This window comes from Clostridium frigoris, assembly GCF_018861865.1.
Classification (GTDB): domain Bacteria; phylum Bacillota; class Clostridia; order Clostridiales; family Clostridiaceae; genus Clostridium_AD; species Clostridium_AD frigoris.
This window is the reverse complement of record NZ_JAHLDV010000021.1, coordinates 22,480-42,658: the sequence shown is the minus strand read 5'-3', so window position 1 is coordinate 42,658 and position 20,179 is coordinate 22,480. Positions and strand designations below refer to the sequence as shown.

General features: G+C 34.1%; 29 protein-coding genes. All 29 read right to left on the bottom strand.

The window, feature by feature from the left end:
* Positions 1-40 precede the first annotated feature (40 nt).
* Positions 41-694, bottom strand: coding sequence for an adenylate kinase (locus KPL37_RS10625; RefSeq protein WP_216149125.1), 654 nt, complete (start codon positions 692-694; stop codon positions 41-43).
* A 22-nt stretch (positions 695-716) separates the two neighbouring features.
* Entirely contained in the window at positions 717-1,997 is a 1,281-nt protein-coding gene (secY, locus tag KPL37_RS10620) for a preprotein translocase subunit SecY (protein WP_216149123.1), read from the bottom strand.
* On the bottom strand, positions 1,998-2,438 hold the full coding sequence (rplO, locus tag KPL37_RS10615) for a 50S ribosomal protein L15 (RefSeq protein WP_216149121.1): 441 nt from the start codon (positions 2,436-2,438) through the stop codon (positions 1,998-2,000).
* Positions 2,439-2,456: 18 nt separating this feature from the next.
* Positions 2,457-2,636: a 50S ribosomal protein L30 gene (gene rpmD, locus KPL37_RS10610; protein WP_216149119.1), complete on the bottom strand. Its 180-nt coding sequence runs from the start codon at positions 2,634-2,636 to the stop codon at positions 2,457-2,459.
* A gap of 12 nt (positions 2,637-2,648) precedes the next feature.
* On the bottom strand, positions 2,649-3,146 hold the full coding sequence (gene rpsE / locus KPL37_RS10605) for a 30S ribosomal protein S5 (RefSeq protein WP_216149117.1): 498 nt from the start codon (positions 3,144-3,146) through the stop codon (positions 2,649-2,651).
* A 17-nt stretch (positions 3,147-3,163) separates the two neighbouring features.
* Positions 3,164-3,526 (bottom strand): 50S ribosomal protein L18, encoded by a 363-nt coding sequence (gene rplR, locus KPL37_RS10600; RefSeq protein WP_216149115.1) that lies wholly within the window; start codon positions 3,524-3,526, stop codon positions 3,164-3,166.
* A gap of 19 nt (positions 3,527-3,545) precedes the next feature.
* Positions 3,546-4,085: a 50S ribosomal protein L6 gene (gene rplF / locus KPL37_RS10595; protein WP_071614617.1), complete on the bottom strand. Its 540-nt coding sequence runs from the start codon at positions 4,083-4,085 to the stop codon at positions 3,546-3,548.
* Between the two features lie 141 nt (positions 4,086-4,226).
* Positions 4,227-4,625: a 30S ribosomal protein S8 gene (rpsH, locus tag KPL37_RS10590; protein ID WP_071614618.1), complete on the bottom strand. Its 399-nt coding sequence runs from the start codon at positions 4,623-4,625 to the stop codon at positions 4,227-4,229.
* Between the two features lie 32 nt (positions 4,626-4,657).
* The gene (locus tag KPL37_RS10585; protein ID WP_071614619.1) at positions 4,658-4,843 is read right to left on the bottom strand and encodes a type Z 30S ribosomal protein S14; all 186 of its coding nucleotides are present in this window, start codon (positions 4,841-4,843) and stop codon (positions 4,658-4,660) included.
* A gap of 15 nt (positions 4,844-4,858) precedes the next feature.
* Positions 4,859-5,401 (bottom strand): 50S ribosomal protein L5, encoded by a 543-nt coding sequence (gene rplE, locus KPL37_RS10580; RefSeq protein WP_216149113.1) that lies wholly within the window; start codon positions 5,399-5,401, stop codon positions 4,859-4,861.
* A gap of 22 nt (positions 5,402-5,423) precedes the next feature.
* Positions 5,424-5,747, bottom strand: coding sequence for a 50S ribosomal protein L24 (gene rplX / locus KPL37_RS10575; RefSeq protein ID WP_071614621.1), 324 nt, complete (start codon positions 5,745-5,747; stop codon positions 5,424-5,426).
* A gap of 17 nt (positions 5,748-5,764) precedes the next feature.
* Positions 5,765-6,133: a 50S ribosomal protein L14 gene (gene rplN / locus KPL37_RS10570; RefSeq protein ID WP_071614622.1), complete on the bottom strand. Its 369-nt coding sequence runs from the start codon at positions 6,131-6,133 to the stop codon at positions 5,765-5,767.
* Positions 6,134-6,169: 36 nt separating this feature from the next.
* Positions 6,170-6,424, bottom strand: coding sequence for a 30S ribosomal protein S17 (rpsQ, locus tag KPL37_RS10565; protein ID WP_071614623.1), 255 nt, complete (start codon positions 6,422-6,424; stop codon positions 6,170-6,172).
* A 21-nt stretch (positions 6,425-6,445) separates the two neighbouring features.
* Positions 6,446-6,658 carry a 50S ribosomal protein L29 gene (gene rpmC, locus KPL37_RS10560; RefSeq protein WP_071614624.1) on the bottom strand — a complete coding sequence of 71 codons (213 nt, stop codon included), beginning with the start codon at positions 6,656-6,658 and terminating at the stop codon, positions 6,446-6,448.
* Entirely contained in the window at positions 6,648-7,091 is a 444-nt protein-coding gene (rplP, locus tag KPL37_RS10555) for a 50S ribosomal protein L16 (protein WP_071614625.1), read from the bottom strand. Before rplP ends, rpmC begins: the two co-directional genes overlap by 11 nt.
* 33 nt (positions 7,092-7,124) lie before the next feature.
* A complete protein-coding gene (rpsC, locus tag KPL37_RS10550; RefSeq protein ID WP_216149111.1) occupies positions 7,125-7,790 on the bottom strand; it encodes a 30S ribosomal protein S3 in 666 nt (221 codons plus the stop codon).
* 16 nt (positions 7,791-7,806) lie between these two features.
* Positions 7,807-8,142 (bottom strand): 50S ribosomal protein L22, encoded by a 336-nt coding sequence (gene rplV, locus KPL37_RS10545; protein ID WP_216149109.1) that lies wholly within the window; start codon positions 8,140-8,142, stop codon positions 7,807-7,809.
* A gap of 21 nt (positions 8,143-8,163) precedes the next feature.
* Entirely contained in the window at positions 8,164-8,445 is a 282-nt protein-coding gene (gene rpsS / locus KPL37_RS10540) for a 30S ribosomal protein S19 (RefSeq protein WP_216149107.1), read from the bottom strand.
* A 60-nt stretch (positions 8,446-8,505) separates the two neighbouring features.
* Positions 8,506-9,339, bottom strand: coding sequence for a 50S ribosomal protein L2 (gene rplB / locus KPL37_RS10535; protein WP_216149105.1), 834 nt, complete (start codon positions 9,337-9,339; stop codon positions 8,506-8,508).
* Between the two features lie 56 nt (positions 9,340-9,395).
* A complete protein-coding gene (gene rplW, locus KPL37_RS10530; RefSeq protein WP_071614630.1) occupies positions 9,396-9,689 on the bottom strand; it encodes a 50S ribosomal protein L23 in 294 nt (97 codons plus the stop codon).
* Positions 9,689-10,309, bottom strand: a complete 621-nt coding sequence (rplD, locus tag KPL37_RS10525; protein ID WP_216149103.1) for a 50S ribosomal protein L4 — start codon at positions 10,307-10,309, stop codon at positions 9,689-9,691. The genes rplW and rplD overlap by 1 nt, the downstream gene beginning before the upstream one ends.
* A 23-nt stretch (positions 10,310-10,332) precedes the next feature.
* On the bottom strand, positions 10,333-10,962 hold the full coding sequence (gene rplC, locus KPL37_RS10520; protein WP_216149101.1) for a 50S ribosomal protein L3: 630 nt from the start codon (positions 10,960-10,962) through the stop codon (positions 10,333-10,335).
* A 98-nt stretch (positions 10,963-11,060) separates the two neighbouring features.
* Entirely contained in the window at positions 11,061-11,369 is a 309-nt protein-coding gene (gene rpsJ, locus KPL37_RS10515; protein ID WP_216149098.1) for a 30S ribosomal protein S10, read from the bottom strand.
* Between the two features lie 406 nt (positions 11,370-11,775).
* On the bottom strand, positions 11,776-12,969 hold the full coding sequence (tuf, locus tag KPL37_RS10510) for an elongation factor Tu (protein WP_216149096.1): 1,194 nt from the start codon (positions 12,967-12,969) through the stop codon (positions 11,776-11,778).
* A gap of 45 nt (positions 12,970-13,014) precedes the next feature.
* Positions 13,015-15,078 (bottom strand): elongation factor G, encoded by a 2,064-nt coding sequence (gene fusA, locus KPL37_RS10505; protein ID WP_216149094.1) that lies wholly within the window; start codon positions 15,076-15,078, stop codon positions 13,015-13,017.
* Between the two features lie 74 nt (positions 15,079-15,152).
* Positions 15,153-15,623: a 30S ribosomal protein S7 gene (gene rpsG, locus KPL37_RS10500; RefSeq protein ID WP_216149092.1), complete on the bottom strand. Its 471-nt coding sequence runs from the start codon at positions 15,621-15,623 to the stop codon at positions 15,153-15,155.
* Positions 15,624-15,767: 144 nt separating this feature from the next.
* Positions 15,768-16,151, bottom strand: coding sequence for a 30S ribosomal protein S12 (gene rpsL, locus KPL37_RS10495; protein ID WP_071614637.1), 384 nt, complete (start codon positions 16,149-16,151; stop codon positions 15,768-15,770).
* 114 nt (positions 16,152-16,265) lie between these two features.
* Positions 16,266-16,508, bottom strand: a complete 243-nt coding sequence (locus KPL37_RS10490; RefSeq protein ID WP_216149090.1) for a ribosomal L7Ae/L30e/S12e/Gadd45 family protein — start codon at positions 16,506-16,508, stop codon at positions 16,266-16,268.
* A 121-nt stretch (positions 16,509-16,629) separates the two neighbouring features.
* The gene (gene rpoC, locus KPL37_RS10485) at positions 16,630-20,163 is read right to left on the bottom strand and encodes a DNA-directed RNA polymerase subunit beta' (protein ID WP_216149088.1); all 3,534 of its coding nucleotides are present in this window, start codon (positions 20,161-20,163) and stop codon (positions 16,630-16,632) included.
* Positions 20,164-20,179: the final 16 nt, after the last annotated feature.

Genomic DNA, 20,179 nt, shown 5'->3' with positions numbered 1-20,179 from the left:
TCTCTCATAAATTAAATTTCCACATTCTTTTTTGTATTTACTACTTTTTTATCTCATCTAAGATACTACAGATACTGTCAAATACACTGTTAATTTCTTGTGTCCCATCAACTTCTGATAATAAATTCTTGTCACCATAATACTTTATTAATGGTTGTGTTTGAGCTTCATATATGTCTATCCGTTCATTAACGGTTTCTTCAGTGTCATCAGCTCTTTGAACAAGATCACTTCCACATAAATCACACTTACCAACTATTTTCGATGGATTGAATGTAATATGATAACTAGCACCACAAGCAAGACACACTCTACGACCAGTCATTCTATCTAAAATGAATTCTTTGGGAACTTTTATTAATAATGCTACATCAAGTTGAATACCTTTTTCACCCAATAGACTTTTTAAAGCTTCACCTTGATTAACAGTTCTAGGATAACCATCTAATAAAAATCCATTATTGCAATCTTCATTATCTAACCTATCTTTAATTATATCTATAGTCAATTTATCTGGAACTAAATGTCCCTTATCAATATGTCTCTTAGCTTCAATTCCAAGAGGGGTTTTTTTAGAAATATTCTTTCTGAATATATCCCCTGTTGATATATGTGGTATGGAGAACTTGTTGCTAATTGATTTTGCTTGAGTTCCTTTTCCAGCTCCCGGAGGACCTAACAAGATTATTCTCATAGTATCATCTCCTGGTATTATTTTATTTAAGAAATCCTTTGTAATGACGCATTACCAATTGTGATTCAAGTTGTCTCAATGTTTCGATACCAACATTAACCATAATTAATAACATTGTGCCTCCAAAGTATATTCCCTTGAATTGAGTAAAACCTTCTGTAATAATAGGAAACAATGCTATAACACCTGCAAAAATTCCTCCAAGTATTGAAACCTTAGTAAGTACACTATCGATATATGTTGCCGTATTTTCTCCTGGTCTAATACCTGGTATGAAACCTGATGATTTATGCATATTTTCTGCCATTTCATCTGGTTTAAATGTTACCTGAGTATAAAACCATGTAAAAAATACTATTAATACAAAATACACCAATGCATATTTCCAACTATTTGCTTCAAATATGCTCCAAGGACTTCCTGTGATGAATTTTGCAATTGATGATGTCGGTTTTAGCTGTGCTATTGTTGCTGGGAATGTCATTACTGACATTGCAAAGATTATACCGATAACTCCAGATGCATTTACTCCAATAGGAATATGTGTTGATTGTCCTTTGAAAACTTTGTTTCCAACAGCCTTCCCTGCATATTGAACTGGGATTCTTCTTTCACTTAAACTTGCGATTACTACTGCAACTAATAATGCCACAGCAATTAAAACAAACAATATAACTTCTACAAAATTTACAGTGCCTGCCTTTTGAAGTCCAGCAATTTTATATGCAAGTGCAGGTAATCCAGATATAATATTAATAAATATTATCAATGAAACACCATTACCAATACCTTTACCTGTAATTTGTTCACCTATCCACACCAAAAATGTTGATGCAGTAGTCATCGTTAGTACCACTAAAAATATGGTTAAACTAGATGTATCCGAAAATGCCCCAGTACCTGCAATAATTGCATACATACCAAAAGCTTGCAAAGCTCCTAGTACTATTGAAGCATATCTAGTATAATCTTGTATTTTCTTACGTCCTTCAAGTCCTTCTTTAGAAAGTTGCTCTAAGTATGGAATTGCAATTACTAGTAATTGCATTATAATAGATGCGTTTATGTATGGACCAACACCCATTGCGAAAATACTAAATTTACCAAATGCACCACCTGAAAGCATATCGTAAAAACTAAATAATGTTCCTCCATTACTAGTTAAACTTGCTAACTTGCTAGCATCTACACCGGGAACAGGAATGAAAATACCTACCCGCATAATTACAACCATAAGTAGCGTAAATATCATACGTTTTTTTAAATCAGGAATTTTCCAGGCATTACGTATGGTTGATAGCATTTATATCACCTCAACTTTTCCCCCAGCTGCTGTAATTTTTTCAGCTGCTGCTTTCGAGAGTTTAGATACTTTTACAGTCAAATTCTTTTCTAAATTACCATTACCAAGTATTTTAACTCCATCATGTATCTTTCTTATGATTCTTTTCTCTACTAACAATTCTTGTGTAACCTCTGTACCATCTTCGAATACGTTAAGTCTATCTACATTTATACAAGAGTATTGTTTTGCAAAAATATTTGTAAAACCTCTTTTAGGTAATCTCCTATATAAAGGCATCTGACCTCCTTCAAATCCTGGTCTTGTTCCACCACCAGATCTAGAGTTCTGTCCATCTTGACCTCTTCCCGCAGTTTTTCCCCATCCAGTAGCAGTACCTCTACCGATTCTCTTAGGAGATTTTTTTGAACCTTCCGCAGGTTTTAACTCATGAAGTTTCATGTCAACACCTCCTCTTTTTTATACTTGCTCTACTTTTATTAAATATATAACTTTGTTAATCATGCCTTTGATCTGAGGAGTTTCCTCGTGCTCAACACTTTTTCGTATTTTTCTTAATCCTAAAGCATTAACAGTAGCAATATGTTCTTTCTTTCTACCAATTAAGCTTTTAACCAATGTTATTTTAACTTTAGCCAAGGTTTTCCCCTCCTATCTTAAAATTTCTTCTACAGTCTTACCTCTTAATTTAGCAACGTCTTCTGCTGTTCTTAATCTCGCTAAACCATCAATAGTAGCATTAACTACATTTCTAGGATTACTAGAACCTAAAGACTTAGCTCTAACATCCTTTAATCCTGATAATTCTAGAACCGCTCTAACTGGACCACCAGCAAGAACTCCTGTACCTTCAGCACCCGGCATTATGTGTATTACCGAAGTACCGAACTTACCATCAATTGTATGTGGTATAGTTGTTCCAACCATAGCCACGTTTACTAGATTTTTCTTAGCATCTTCTATTCCTTTTCTAATTGCTTCAGGAATTTCTACAGATTTACCCATACCAACGCCAACGTGTCCGTTTTCGTCTCCAACAACAACTAATGCGCTGAATCTGAAGTTTCTTCCACCTTTAACAACCTTAGCAACTCTGTTTATGTTAACTACTTTTTCTTTAAGATCTAATGTGCTAGGATCAATTTTCATGTGTTTCCCTCCTTCTCTTAGAATTTAAGTCCAGCTTCTCTTGCTCCTTCAGCGAGAATTTGTACTCTACCGTGGTATACATATCCGCCTCTGTCAAATACTACTTCTTTTATTCCTTTTTCAAGTGCTCTTTCGCCAATCATTTTACCTACTAATTTTGCCGCATCTTTATTGCTTCCTACTTTTGGTTCAAAAGCTTTATCTATGCTTGAAGCAGAAACTAATGTGATTTTTGCAACATCATCTATTACTTGAGCATATATGTTCTTTTCACTTCTATATACAGCTAATCTTGGTCTTTCTGCTGTACCAGAGATCTTTTTACGAACTCTAAGATGACGCTTAACTCTTGACTTTTGTCTATCGTCTTTCTTGAACACATCATTCACTCCTTCCTACTTATTTACCTGTTTTACCTTCCTTACGTCTAACAATTTCTCCAGAATATCTGATTCCCTTGCCTTTGTAAGGTTCTGGTTTTCTCCAAGTTCTTATTTCTGCTGCAACAGCTCCAACTAATTGCTTATCAATGCCTTTTACTATTATTTTATTAGCATCTGGTAATATAAATTGGATTCCTGGAACTGCATCTATTATAACTGGATGTGAATATCCAAGACTTAATGTTATTTTACCGTCTTTAAGTTGAGCTCTATAACCAACACCAACCAATTCAAGTGTTTTCTCATATCCCTCTACAACACCAATAACCATATTGTTTATTAATGATCTTGTCAATCCATGAAGAGCTCTATGCTCTTTTACATCACTTGGTCTTGTAACTACCACAGTATTGTCTTCCATAGCTATATTCATTTTAGTACTCATGTTTTGAGTTAGCTCACCTTTTGGTCCTTTTACATTAACAACATTAACTGGTGAAACTGTAACAGTTACTCCATTAGGTATAACTACTGGAAGTCTTCCGATTCTTGACATACTTACACCTCCTGTATTCTTTTCAGACATATAACTATTATTCATAATTATATCTCATATATCTTTTTTAATTGTTAACTAATTATCTATTATCACTATGTACATAACAAGTTATAACCGTTATGACTTAGAATTATTAGACTACCAAATATAACAAATAACTTCTCCGCCTAAGCCTAATTTTCTAGCTTCTCTATCTGCTACTAATCCTTTAGAAGTTGATATTATAGCAACTCCTAATCCATTCAATACTTTTGGAATATCTTCATTTTTAGAATATACTCTTAAACCAGGTTTAGATATTCTCTTAAGTCCAGTAATAACTCTTTCCTTATTTTGACCATATTTCATTGCAAGTCTCATCATAGGAACGACACCATCATTGTACTCTTCGATATTTTTAAGGTAACCTTCTTGAAGTAATATATTTGCTATTTCCTTCTTTATAGTTGATGAAGGTACTTCTACTATTTCATGTCTTACAACATTTGCATTTCTTATACGTGTTAGCAAATCTGCGATTGGGTCAGTCATAACCATTTTTCGTGCCTCCTTTCATTAGAATGTTCTAATTACCAACTTGCTTTTCTGCAACCAGGAATTTCTCCCTTGTGTGCAAGTTCTCTAAAACAGATACGGCATATACCAAATTTTTGTAATACTGAATGTGGTCTTCCACAAAGTCTGCATCTTGTATAAGCTCTAGTTGAATATTTAGGTTCTTTTTTCCATTTCTCTATTAAAGCCTTACGTGCCATATGTTTCCCTCCTAATTATTGAGCAAATGGCATTCCAAGGAATCTTAATAATTCTCTTGCTTCCTCGTCTGTCTTTGCTGTAGTAACGAATATTATATCCATTCCTCTAATTTTATCAATTTTATCATATTCTATTTCAGGAAAAATAAGTTGTTCTTTAATTCCTATAGCATAATTCCCTCTACCATCAAATGCTTTAGAAGAAGCTCCTCTAAAATCTCTAACTCTAGGTAATGCAACGTTCATTAATTTATCGGCAAATTCGAACATTTGAGCTTTTCTTAAAGTAACTTTACACCCTATTGGTGTATTTTCTCTTAGTTTAAAGTTAGCTATAGATTTCTTTGCTCTTGTTATAATCGGCTTTTGACCTGCAATAATCTGCATATCACTTATTGCTGCATCTAAAACCTTAGAGTTATCTTTAGCTTCTCCAACTCCCATATTCAATACTATCTTTTCAAGCTTAGGAACTTCCATTATGTTTTTATAACCGAATTTCTCCATCAAAGCTTGAACTACTTCTTTTTCATATTTTTCTTGTAGTCTTGAACTCATATGTTAAACCTCCTTTCAGGAATTAAAATGTTTCTGCACATTTTTTGCAAACTCTTACTTTAGTTCCATCTTCTAGAATCTTACTATTTATTCTAGTTACATTTTTGCACTTTGTGCAATATAACATAACCTTAGAACTATTAATAGCCGCTTCTCTGTGAGTTATACCACCTTGCATATTTTGTTTGCTTGGTTTCTGATGTTTTGTAATTACACTAACATCTTTCACTAAAACTTTGCCAGTTTTAGGATATACAGCTAAGACTTCGCTTATTTTACCTTTGTCTTTACCTGAAATAACCATTACTGAATCATTTTTTTTCACGTGTACTTTTTTAACTGCCATGTTAGACACCTCCTATCTTATAGAACTTCAGGCGCTAGTGATAAGATCTTAGTGAAGTCTTTATCCCTTAACTCCCTTGCAACAGGTCCGAATATACGAGTTCCTTTTGGGGTTTTGTCGTCTTTTATAATAACAGCAGCATTATCATCAAATCTAACATAAGTTCCATCTGCTCTTCTTAACCCTTTTACTGATCTGACTATAACTGCTTTAACAACTTCACCTTTTTTAACAACTCCACCTGGTGTTGCACTTTTTACGCTAGCAACTATTGTGTCACTGATGTTTCCCCACTTTCTCTTGGAACCACCTAATACTCTAATACACATAATTTCTTTTGCACCAGAATTATCTGCGACTTTTAATTTACTTTGCTGTTGTATCATATCGAATACCCTCCTTTCAGTCGTTGAACTGAAATGTTATTTAGCTTTTTCAACTATACCAGTAATTCTCCATCTTTTATCTTTAGATAATGGTCTAGTTTCCATAATTGTAACTTTATCATTGATTTTAGCTTCATTATTTTCATCATGAGCTTTAAATTTTGTTGTTGTATTAATTATTTTTCCGTATAATGGATGACGAACTTTTGTTTCAATTGCAACAACTATTGTCTTATCCATTTTATCAGAAACTACTCTACCTGTTCGTGTTTTTCTATTATTTCTTTCCACAAAAGCAACCTCCTTTCAGTTTTACTGTTCTAAAGCCTTTATTTCTTCTTGCCTAAGGATGGTCTTAATTTGGGCTATAGATTTTTTCACTTGCTTAATTCTCATAGGATTTTCTAGTTGCCCTGTAGCTAACTGAAATCTAAGGTTAAATAATTCTGCCTTAAGATCAGACATTTTCACTAGTAAATCTTGAGGATTACTTTGTCTTAATTCTTTTAATTCATTAGCCTTCAATGACTTCACCACCCATTTCCTCGAAATCTTTTCTAGATACAAACTTAGTTTTTATTGGAAGTTTGTGTGAAGCAAGTCTCATTGCCTCTCTAGCTGCTTCTTCTGTTACTCCTGCGATTTCGAATAAGACTCTACCTGGCTTAACAACTGCTACCCAATATTCTACTGATCCTTTACCTGAACCCATACGAGTTTCAGCTGGTTTTTCAGTTACTGGCTTATCAGGGAAGATTTTTATCCAAACCTTTCCGCCTCTTTTAACTTCTCTATTGATAGCAACTCTGGCAGCTTCAATTTGATTGCTTTTAACCCAACCACATTCCATAGCTTGTAATGCATAATCACCATATGCAATAAAGTTTCCTCTTGTAGCTTTTCCTCTCATTCTACCACGTTGAACCTTACGATGTTTAGATCTCTTAGGCATTAACATGTCTTATTCCTCCTTCCTTACACTTCTACGCTTCTACGCTTCTACTTCTTCCTTAACAGTTTTCTTTGTAGGAAGAATTTCACCTCTATATACCCAAACTTTAACGCCTATTTTGCCATATACTGTATTTGCTTCTGCAAATCCATAGTCTATGTCAGCTCTTAATGTTTGGCATGGTATTGTACCTTCATGATAATGTTCAGTTCTAGCTATTTCAGCTCCGCCAAGTCTTCCTGCACAAGCAATCTTGACTCCCTTTACATTAGATCTCATAGCTCTTTGAATTGTCTGTTTCATTGCTCTTCTAAAAGAAATTCTCTTTTCTAATTGAGAAGCAACATTTTCTGACATTAATTGAGCATTATTTTCTGCTTGTTTAACTTCTACTATGTTAATTAAAACATTTTTATCAGCTACTAATTTTTTCATATCAAGTTTTATAACTTCAATACCAGAGCCACCTCTACCAATTACCATTCCTGGTTTAGCAGTGTGTATGTTGATTTTAACTCTTTTAGCCGCTCTTTCAATTTCAATTTTAGAAATTCCAGCTGTATAAAGTTTACTTTTTAAGAATTTTCTAATCTTAAAATCTTCAACAAGATTATCTGAAAAATTCTTTTTATCTGCATACCATTTAGAACTCCAATCCTTTATTACACCGACTCTAAAGCCATGTGGATGTATTTTCTGTCCCACGCTATAACCCTCCTTCTTATGATCTCTCTGTAACTATAATAGTGACATGACTAGATCTTTTTCTTATTCTATAAGCTCTTCCTTGTGCACGCGGTCTAAACCTCTTAAGTGTTGGACCTTGGCATGCATAAGCTTCAGCAACAAATAGTCTATTAATATCTAAATTTAAGTTGTTTTCTGCATTTGCTACAGCTGATTTAAGTACTTTGTTAATTACTTCAGCTGCATTTTTTGGAGTGTATTGTAATATAGCAAAAGCTTCATTTACATTTTTACCTCTTATTAACCCAAGAACAATCCCCATTTTCATTGAAGAAGTTCTTACGTATTTAGCTATAGCTTTAGCCTCCATTGATGTTTCCTCCTTCCAGCACTATTTTACTTTGCTAGTTCTTTCTCTGTCAATGTGTCCTTTAAATGTTCTAGTTAATGCGAATTCTCCTAATTTATGTCCTACCATATCTTCAAGAACATAAACTGGCACATGTTTTCTTCCATCATGAACTGCGATAGTATGCCCTATCATTTGTGGGAAAATAGTAGAACTTCTTGACCAAGTCTTTATTACTTTTTTCTCACCATTTTTGTTCATTTCATTTATTCTTTTTAACAGAACTTCTTGTACATAAGGTCCTTTTTTTACTGATCTACTCATTTTGTGGCCTCCCTTCATACACAATAAACATAGCTTTCAAAAGAATTAATTCTCCTCAAACTATTTTCTATTTTTACCTTTGACAATAAATTTGTCAGAGTATTTTTTGGTCTTTCTAGTTTTATATCCTAATGCTGGTTTACCCCAAGGTGTCATTGGACTAGCGTGACCAACTGGTGACTTACCTTCTCCACCACCATGTGGATGATCGTTCGGATTCATTACTGATCCTCTGACTGTAGGTCTAAATCCTAAGTGTCTTTTTCTTCCTGCTTTACCTATGTTAACAATGTCATGCGTTAAATTAGAAACTGTTCCTATAGTAGCTCTACAGTTTACTCTAATATATCTTACCTCACCACTTGGAAGTCTTACTTGAGCATATTCTCCTTCTTTAGCCATAAGCTGAGCTGAAGAACCTGCAGATCTTACAAGTTGAGCACCTTTTCCTACTTGTAATTCTATATTATGAATTGTAGAACCCAATGGTATATTAATTATTGGAAGTGTATTTCCAACTTTTATATCAGCATCGGCACCAGATACAATTACATCTCCAACTTTTAAACCAACTGGAGCAATTATGTATCTTTTTTCACCATCAGCATAAACAACAAGAGCTATGTAAGCAGATCTGTTTGGATCATACTCAATTGTAGATACTTTTGCTGGAATTGCATCTTTGTTTCTCTTAAAATCAATTATTCTATAACTTTGTTTTGCTCCACCACCTCTGTGACGAACAGTTATTTTACCTTGATTATTTCTACCACCTTGTCTTTTAGTACTTACAAGAAGTGATTTTAGTGGCTTATCTGTTGTTATTTCTTCAAAATCAGACATAGTCATATTTCTTCTTGAAGGTGTGGTGGGTCTGAATTTTTTAATTGCCATGTGAATTCCCTCCTTTTTTCTCGCTTATCTGGCTTCTGCCAATACTAGCTTAATAATTACATACCATCAAAAAACTCAATTGTTTTACTTTCTGTTGTTAAAGTAACAATAGCTTTTTTAAAGTCAGCTCTTTTTCCAATGTGAACTCCAACTCTTTTAGTTTTACCTATATTTTTTAAAGTTCTTACATTTTCAACGACAACTCCAAATACTTCTTCTACTGCTTTTTTAACCTGAGTTTTATTTGCATGGATATCAACTATAAAGGTGTATTTTTTATCAGCCATTACCGCCATACTTTTTTCAGTAATTACTGGTTTTCTTATAATATCATGGCTAGTTAGCTTCATTATATATACACCTCCTCAATCTTAGATACAGCATCCTTTGTAACTATGAATTTTTCATATTTAAGTATGTCATAAACATTCAAGTTATTTACTGGTGTAACTTGTACTCCAGGTATATTTCTTCCTGATTTATAAACATTCTCATCTGAAGTTTCAACAACTATTAAAGTTTTCTTAGCATCAAAAGCTTTTAAAATCTCTAACATTGCCTTAGTTTTTGGTGAGTCAAATTCTAAACTATCAATTACTATCATTTCATTTTCAGCTACTTTAGCTGATAAAGCTGATTTGAAAGCAACTCTTCTCATTGACTTTGGTACAGACATACGGTAATCTCTTGGCTTTGGAGCAAATACTATACCACCATGTATCCATTGTGGCGCTCTAATAGAACCTTGTCTTGCCCTACCAGTTCCTTTTTGTCTCCAAGGCTTAATTCCACCGCCTCGAACTTCAGCTCTTGTTTTAGCTGATTGAGTTCCTTGTCTTTTATTTGCAAGTTGTGCTACAACAACTTGATGCATAGCATCTGCATTGATTTCAACTCCAAATATACTTTCATTTAATTGAATATCTCCAACTTTTTGTGCTTGTTTATTAAATAAATCTAATTTAAGCATTCTGCATCCTCCTTTCTTTAAAGTTACGCTTTAACAGCATTTCTTATTACAACTGTACCTTTGTTTGGTCCTGGAATGCCACCTTTAATTAATATAATGTTCTTTTCAGGCATTACTTTAACTATTACAAGGTTCATTACCGTTCTACTAACATTACCCATGTGACCTGGCATACGTTTATTTTTAAACGTTTTTGATGGATCAGAAGATGCTCCCATTGATCCAACTGCTCTCTTAAACTTAGAACCATGACTCATTGGTCCTGTATGCTGATTCCATCTTTTAATACAACCTTGGAATCCCTTACCTTTAGATATCCCTGATACGTCAATTTTATCTCCAGCTGCAAATATATCAGCCTTAAACTCTTGACCTACTTCATAAGCACTTGTATCTTCCATTCTAAATTCTTTTACGAATCTTCTTAAAGAAGTACCTGCTTTAGCAAATTGTCCTTGCATTGGTTTGTTAACTAACTTTTCTCTTATGTCACCAAAACCAACTTTAATTGCACTATAACCATCATTTTCAACGGTTTTAATTTGAACAACAACACATGGACCTGCTTCAACAACTGTTACTGGAACAACTTTTCTATTTTCATCAAATATTTGAGTCATACCAAGTTTTTTACCCATTATTCCTTTTTTCATGAAAATACACCTCCTACTTATTAGCGGACCACAATAGTGATCATAATAGTTAGTAATAGCAAACTATTACTTACGTTTTATCGCACTTCTATGTACGCCTATAATTTTATTTCGATATCAACACCAGCTGGTAAGTCGAGTCTCATTAGAGCATCAACAGTTTTAGGTGATGGACTAATGATATCTATTAGTCTCTTATGAGTTCTTATTTCGAATTGTTCTCTTGAATCTTTATATTTATGTGGAGCTCTTAATACTGTTATTACATCTTTTTCTGTAGGTAGTGGCACTGGACCAGCTACTTTAGCTCCTGTACTTTTAGCAGTTTGAACAATTTTTTCAGCTGATTGATCTAATATAGTGTGATCAAAAGCCTTTAATCTAATTCTAATTTTTTGCTTTATCATTATTATTTCCTCCTTTTCATCGCACGCTCTACTTCTTACGTGCAACAGCGGATGTTCTGTAAACTGTTCCGGGTGTTTCGTGAAATAAAAACATGAAACAATCGTAGGAACCCCGTCGCCCGATTCAAGATCAGGACATGTTCGGTGAAGAATTACCCGGAAGTCCGGCAACCTCTTACCTCATCACTGTTACCACAATACAACCTCTAAAGTATACAACATTTCTTTTGCTTTGACAAGTATTTTTTTTTATTATTTAATTATTTTTATATTTGTTATTTTTATTCATATTTATACATGATTTTTTCCGTATTTAAAAGGAGAAGAGCGTCCTCTTCCCCTTAATAATAAAAGCTTTTATTATATTAAAATCATCAATTGATTATAAAAAATATCTTATTAATTACTATTTAACTATTGAAGTAACAACTCCAGAACCTACTGTTCTTCCACCTTCTCTGATTGCAAATCTTAATCCCTCATCCATTGCTACTTGAGTAATTAATTCTACATTCATATCTATGTGGTCTCCTGGCATTACCATTTCCATTCCGTCTGGTAATTTGATTGATCCTGTTACATCTGTAGTTCTAAAATAAAATTGTGGTCTGTATCCGTCGAAGAATGGTGTATGTCTTCCGCCTTCTTCTTTTTTAAGTACATATACTTGACCTACAAATTTTGAATGTGGATGTATTGAACCTGGTTTTGCAAGCACTTGACCTCTTTCAATGTCTGCTCTTTGTACTCCTCTTAATAATGCTCCAATGTTGTCTCCAGCCATTGCTTGATCTAGAAGTTTTCTAAACATTTCAACTCCAGTACATACAACTTTTCTTTTGTCTTCACTAAGTCCAACTATTTCTACTTCTTCCCCAACCTTAAGTATCCCAGTTTCAACTCTTCCTGTAGCAACTGTTCCTCTACCTGTGATTGTGAATACATCCTCAACTGGCATTAAGAATGGTTTATCTGTTGCTCTTGTTGGTGTTGGAATGTAAGTATCTACAGCTTCCATTAATTCATATATACATTTTGTTGCTTCTGGGTCTGTTGGATTTTCTAATGCTTTTAATGCTGATCCCGTTATAATTGGAATATCATCACCAGGGAAGTCATACTCACTTAATAATTCTCTTACTTCCATTTCAACTAATTCTAATAATTCTGGATCATCAACCATATCTGCTTTGTTCAAGAATACTACTATATAACCTACTCCAACTCTGCTTGCAAGTAATATATGTTCTCTTGTTTGAGGCATTGGACCATCTGCCGCACTAACAACTAGGATTGCTCCATCCATTTGTGCTGCTCCTGTAATCATGTTCTTTACATAATCTGCATGTCCTGGGCAATCAACATGTGCATAATGTCTATTTTGTGTTTCATATTCAACATGTGATGTGTTAATTGTTATTCCTCTTTCTCTTTCCTCTGGTGCTTTATCAATTTGGTCAAACCTAGATGCTTCTGCTAATCCCTTAGTTGCAAGTACAGCAGTTATTGCAGCTGTTAATGTTGTCTTGCCGTGATCTACGTGCCCTATTGTTCCTATGTTTACATGTGGTTTTGTTCTTTCAAACTTTGCCTTTGCCATTTTGTATTCCTCCTTATATTTACATATTATCTCATATATTAATTATTATTTTTCGCCTATAACTTGCTCTTGAATACTCTTTGGAACTGGTTCATATGCAGCAAATTCCATACTGTATACTCCTCTACCTTGAGTTCTTGATCTAAGCGTTGTAGAATATCCAAACATTTCAGATAATGGAACCATTGCTCTTATTACTTGAGCGCCTGATTCAGCTTCCATTCCTTCAATTCTACCTCTTCTTGAATTAATATCTCCCATAACATCGCCCATGTATTCCTCTGGCACTGTTACTTCAACTTTCATTATTGGTTCAAGCAATACTGGCTCTGCCTTTGCCATACCATTTTTGAAAGCCATAGAACCAGCAACCTTAAATGCCATTTCATTTGAGTCAACATCATGATATGAACCATCAACTACTCTAACCTTAAAGTTAAGAACTGGGTATCCAGCAAGAATACCACTTTTTGATGCTTCTTTAATTCCATTTTCTATTGGTCCTATAAATTCTTTTGGAATAGATCCACCAACAGTAGCATTTTCAAATGAGTAGGGTTCAGTAGTTGGTATTAACTCTATCCAACAGTGACCGTATTGTCCACGTCCACCTGATTGTTTAATGTATTTACCTTCTGCTTTAACTTGTTTACGTATTGTTTCTTTGTACGCAACTTGTGGCTTACCTACATTGCACTCAACTTTAAATTCTCTTTGAAGTCTATCAACAATAATCTCTAGATGAAGCTCTCCCATACCACCAATTATTGTTTGACCAGTTTCTTGATCAGTATACGTTTGGAAAGTAGGATCTTCTTCTGAGAGTTTTGAAAGAGCCATTCCTAATTTTTCTTGGCCTACTTTAGTTTTAGGCTCAATAGCTACATGAATAACTGGATCTGGGAAGTCCATGGTTTCAAACAATATTGGATGATCTTCATCACATAAAGTTTCTCCAGTAGTTGTATTTTTAAGTCCAATTATTGCACCTAATTCTCCTGCACGTAATTCATCAACTTCTTCTCTGTGATTAGCATGCATTTTAACTAGCCTAGCAATTCTCTCTTTTTTACCTTTGTTAGCATTTAAAACATATGTACCAGTTTTCATTATGCCTGAGTAAACTCTTGTAAAACAAAGTCTACCAACAAATGGGTCTGTGGCTATTTTAAATGCTAATGCTGCCATTGGTTCATCATCACTTGGATGTCTTTCCAAAGGTTCACCATTATCAATATCTTGTCCTTTAACATTAGGTATATCAAGTGGTGATGGCATGTATTCTATAACAGCATCTATCATCATTTGAACACCTTTGTTTTTGTATGAAGAACCACAGATTACAGGTACTATTTCATTATTAAGTACGCCTTTTCTTAATGCTGCTTTTAACTCTTCTTCACTTATTTCTTCACCATCAAGATATTTCATCATAAGATTTTCGTCTAGTTCAGCTATTGCTTCTACCATAGCTGCTCTATATTCTTCAGCTAACTCTTTCATATCTTCAGGAATCTCTATTTCTTCTATCTGAGTTCCTAAATCGTCTTTATAGACCTCTGCAATATTTCTAATCAAATCTATAATACCGACGAATCCTTCTTCTTTACCTATTGGAAGTTGTATTGGAACTGCATTAGCTTGAAGTCTTTCTCTCATCATCTCAACAACTCTATAAAAATCTGCGCCCATTATATCCATTTTATTAACATACGCCATTCTTGGAACATTGTATTTAGCAGCTTGTCTCCACACCGTTTCAGATTGTGGTTCAACTCCACCTTTTGCAGCAAATACAGCAACTGCACCATCAAGCACTCTTAAAGCTCTCTGAACTTCAATTGTGAAATCTACGTGCCCTGGTGTGTCAATAATGTTTATATTATAACCCTTCCAAAAACAAGTTGTAGCCGCAGACGTTATTGTAATACCTCTTTCTTGTTCTTGTACCATCCAATCCATTGTAGCTCCACCATCATGAACTTCACCTATTTTATGTGTTTTACCTGTATAGAATAGTATACGTTCAGTAGTAGTTGTTTTACCAGCATCAATATGAGCCATAATACCTATGTTACGGAACTTTTCTAAAGCATATTCTCTACCCACTATTTGTTCCTCCCCTCAACGAGTGATTTTAAATTTGACAAAACTGTCTTGGCAAAGCCAAAACAGTTTTGATATTAATACCTGTAATGAGCGAAAGCTTTGTTAGCTTCAGCCATCTTGTGAATGTCTTCTCTTTTCTTTACTGCTGCTCCAGTGTTGTTTGAAGCCTCAAGTAACTCATTAGCAAGTTTTTCTCTTGCATATTTCTCGCCTCTTTTATCTGCAGCGAGTAATAACCATCTTAATCCTAATGTTTGTCTTCTCTCAGGTCTAACTTCGATAGGCACTTGATAATTAGCTCCACCTATTCTTCTAGCTTTTACTTCAAGTAATGGCATAACATTATTTAATGCTGCTTCAAAAACCTCTAAAGGTTCTTTACCTGTCTTTTCTTTGATTATGTCAAAAGCTTCATAGCATATTTTTTGTGCTACTCCTCTTTTACCATCCTCCATTACATTGTTTATTAACTTTGTAACGACTTTGCTGTTGTACATAGGATCTGGTAATACATCTCTTTTTGCAACATATCCTTTTCTAGGCACTTTACTTCCCTCCTTAACAATTTTAATTAACTCATAGGTACTCGATATTTCTACCGCAAAGCACTCTGTACTTCTGCAAATGTATGTAAATATAAACTTATCATATATATAAATGCTGAAGACATTGTACCTTAATTCAAAGCATTATTTTTTTGCCTGCTTTGGTCTCTTAGTACCGTATTTAGATCTACTTTGTAGTCTACCTGCAACTCCAGCTGAATCTAATGTTCCTCTGATGATATGGTATCTAACTCCTGGTAAATCTTTAACTTTTCCACCTCTTATAAGAACAACACTATGTTCTTGTAAATTGTGGCCTACACCTGGAATGTAAGCAGTAACTTCGTATCCGTTTGTAAGTCTAACTCTTGCAACTTTTCTTAATGCTGAGTTTGGCTTCTTAGGAGTTGTCGTTTTAACTACTGTACAAACGCCTCTTTTTTGTGGGCAATTTTTTAATGCTGGTGCAGCTGATTTTGTAGCTAATGTCTTTCTGCCTTTTCTTATCAATTGGTTAATAGTTGGCATGGTTTCACCTCCCCATTTTTATAAGATAATTTTCATTTATATCAATGTGTCATAACACAACTTACGCTATGTTATCACATGATATATCTATATTATTTAGTAGCTAGCATTAATTTAATCTTCAAAACGCAATGCTGTTGCTGATGCAACATCTATGTCACAAAGATTTCCTAGTTCTTTCATTGTGTCTACAAATATTATTTGCAGGGAATTAACTTTGGCTAATTTTAAAATAGGCTCAGTAATATTATTATCAGCATCTTTGGCTATATACAAAACCTTACCCTGATTATTCTTTAATGCTTTTAGGGTTTGTTTAACTCCAACGACCTTCTGACCTACAATTTTATCTACCATTTCTAACTCCCTTCATAACTACAATCATAAGATTTATCTAATTAAGATGCATCTACTCGATTTAAATCACACACAAGGTGTATTTTATCATTTTAGTATCCGCCTGTCAACTAGTTACAACTTATAGTTCTAAATCATTTTCACTTTCTACCTTAACTTCATCTTCAGTATTTATCTTTATAGTCCTATATCTTGTCATACCAGTACCTGCCGGTATTAACTTTCCAATTATTACATTTTCTTTCAATCCAAGTAATGGATCAATTTTACCTTTAATAGCTGCATCAGTAAGAACTCTTGTTGTTTCCTGGAATGATGCTGCTGACAAGAATGATTCCGTTGCAAGTGCTGCTTTGGTTATTCCTAATAGAGAAATTTTACCTACAGCAGGTACTCCACCTTCAGACTCAACTTTTGTGTTAGCATCTTCAAAAGCAAATATATCCACTAAATTCCCTGGAAGTAGTTCAGTATCTCCAGATTCTTCAATTTTAACTTTTCTTGTCATCTGTCTTACAACAACCTCTAAATGCTTATCATTGATATCAACACCTTGAAGCCTGTAAACCTTCTGTACTTCTGAAGATAAATAATTTTTAACACCTTGAACACCTTTAATTCTTAAGATATCATGTGGGTTTACTGAACCCTCAATTATTTCATCTCCAGCTTCAATTCTATCACCATTTGCAACTTTTAATCTTGAACCAAATGGTATATCGTAGCTTAATTCTTCTCCTGCATCACCAATAACAATTACAATTCTCTTTTTCTTAGTATCTTCCATTTTAACCGTACCACAAACATCGCTTACTATTGCAAGTCCCTTTGGTTTTCTAGCTTCAAATAATTCCTCAACTCTTGGAAGACCTTGAGTTATATCTGATCCTGCTACTCCACCTGTATGGAATGTTCTCATTGTAAGTTGTGTTCCTGGTTCTCCGATAGATTGAGCTGCAATTATTCCTACGGCTTCTCCAATATTTATTTTTTGAGAAGTTGCCATATTCATTCCATAACATTTAGCACAAACACCAATTTTAGCTTTACATGTAAATACCGATCTAATCATAACTTTTTTAACACCAGAATTTTGAACTTCTTGTGCTAAGTTTATGTCCATATATTCACCCTTAGGAACTATTACTTTACCTGTCTTTGGATGAATAATATTTTCAGCAGAATATCTCCCAGTTAATCTTTCAACTAATTGTTCAATTACTTCACTACCATCACAAATCTCTGAAACCTCAAAACCTTCATTTGTTCCACAATCTTCGTGTCTTACTATAACATCTTGGCATACATCAACAAGTCTTCTTGTTAAATAACCTGAATCAGCAGTCTTAAGTGCTGTATCTGCATTACCTTTTCTAGCTCCATGTGTCGAAATGAAATACTCTAATACTGTTAATCCATCTCTAAATGACGCTCTAATTGGCAACTCTATTATCTTACCTGATGGGTTAGCCATAAGGCCTCTCATACCGGCTAATTGTTTAATCTGACTCTTAGACCCTCTGGCTCCTGAATCTGCCATCATGAATATTGGATTGAATTTATCCAAACTATCCATTAATGCGTTTGCTACATCTTCTGTAGTCTTAGTCCATTTTTCTATTACCCTTTGGTATCTTTCTTCCTCGGATATAAATCCTCGTCTATACATTTTCTCAATTTTATTTACAGTTTCATCAGCATCTTTTAACAATGCTTTTTTAGCTTCTGGAACTTGCATATCAGATGTAGCAACAGTAATTGCTCCAATTGTTGAGTAATGATATCCTTTAGCCTTAATTTTATCTAACATCTTAGAAGTTTCTGAAGGACCATATTTCAAGTAACATTTATCAATGATACTACCAAGATTCTTTTTACTTACTAAGAAATCTATTTCACACTTTAATTCGTTTCCAGGAATACTTCTATCAATAAATCCTAAATCCTGAGGTATTGTTTCATTAAATATTAATTTTCCTGGTGTAGTTTCTATAACAGAAGTTACACTGATACCATTAACCACGCCAGAGAGCTTAACTTTAATTTTTGCATGAATAGCAATATCTTTTACTTGATATGCCATCATTACTTCATCTGGTGATGAGAATGCTCTTCCCTCACCTTTAGCACCATCCTTATCAATAGTTAGATAGTAAGCTCCTAAAACCATATCTTGAGTAGGCACACAAACTGGTTTACCATCTGATGGCTTCATTATATTGTGAGCAGCAAGCATTAAGAACCTTGCTTCAGCTTGAGCTTCAACAGATAATGGTACATGTACTGCCATTTGATCTCCATCAAAGTCAGCGTTATATGCTGTACATACAAGTGGATGTAGTTTAATAGCTCTACCCTCTACTAATATAGGTTGGAAAGCTTGAATTCCAAGTCTATGAAGTGTAGGTGCACGATTTAGTAATACCGGATGATCAGCTATTACTTCTTCTAATACATCCCATACTTGAGGCATAACCCTCTCAACCATTCTCTTAGCACTCTTAATATTATGAGCTACTCCACTACCAACAAGTTTTTTCATAACAAAAGGCTTAAATAATTCTAAAGCCATTTCTTTTGGAAGACCACATTGGTACATTTGAAGTTCCGGTCCAACAACTATAACCGAACGTCCAGAGTAATCAACACGTTTTCCAAGTAGATTTTGTCTGAATCTTCCTTGTTTACCTTTTAACATGTCAGACAAAGATTTTAAAGGTCTATTTCCTGGGCCTGTAACCGGTCTTCCACGTCTTCCATTATCTATTAATGCATCTACAGCTTCTTGAAGCATCCTTTTTTCATTTCTAACAATGATATCCGGTGCTCCTAAATCTAAAAGCTTTTTAAGTCTATTATTTCTGTTTATTACTCTTCTATATAAATCATTCAAATCAGAAGTTGCAAATCTTCCTCCATCTAATTGGACCATTGGTCTTAAATCAGGTGGTATTACTGGAATTACATCAATTATTATCCACTCAGGTTTGTTCCCTGATTTTCTAAATGACTCTGATACATCCAGTCTTCTTATACTTCTAATTCTCTTTTGTCCTGTACTTGTTTTTAGATCTTCTTTTAATTCCTTAGATAACTCTTCTAAGTTTATTCCTTGTAGAAGTACTTTAACAGATTCTGCACCCATACCAGCAACAAAACTATCATTACCAAATTTATCAATAGCTTCTCTATATTCTTTTTCACTAAGTATTTGCTTTCTTAGTAGTGATGTTTCTTTTGGATCCAATACTACATAAGAAGCAAAATAAAGAATTTTCTCGAGTGATCTAGGTGACATATCTAAGATAAGTCCCATACGAGATGGTATTCCTTTAAAATACCAAATGTGAGATACTGGAGCAGCAAGTTCAATATGCCCCATTCTTTCACGTCTTACTTTTGATTTTGTAACTTCAACACCACATCTATCACAAACTATTCCCTTATATCTTACCCTCTTGTATTTTCCACAGTGACATTCCCAATCTTTTATTGGTCCAAATATACGCTCGCAAAATAGTCCATCTCTTTCAGGTTTTAAAGTTCTATAGTTTATGGTCTCCGGTTTTTTAACTTCACCTTTTGACCATTCTCTAATTTGTTCCGGTGATGCTAATCCTATTTGAATAGCATCAAAATTATTAAATTCAAACAAGGGTCCAGCCTCCCTT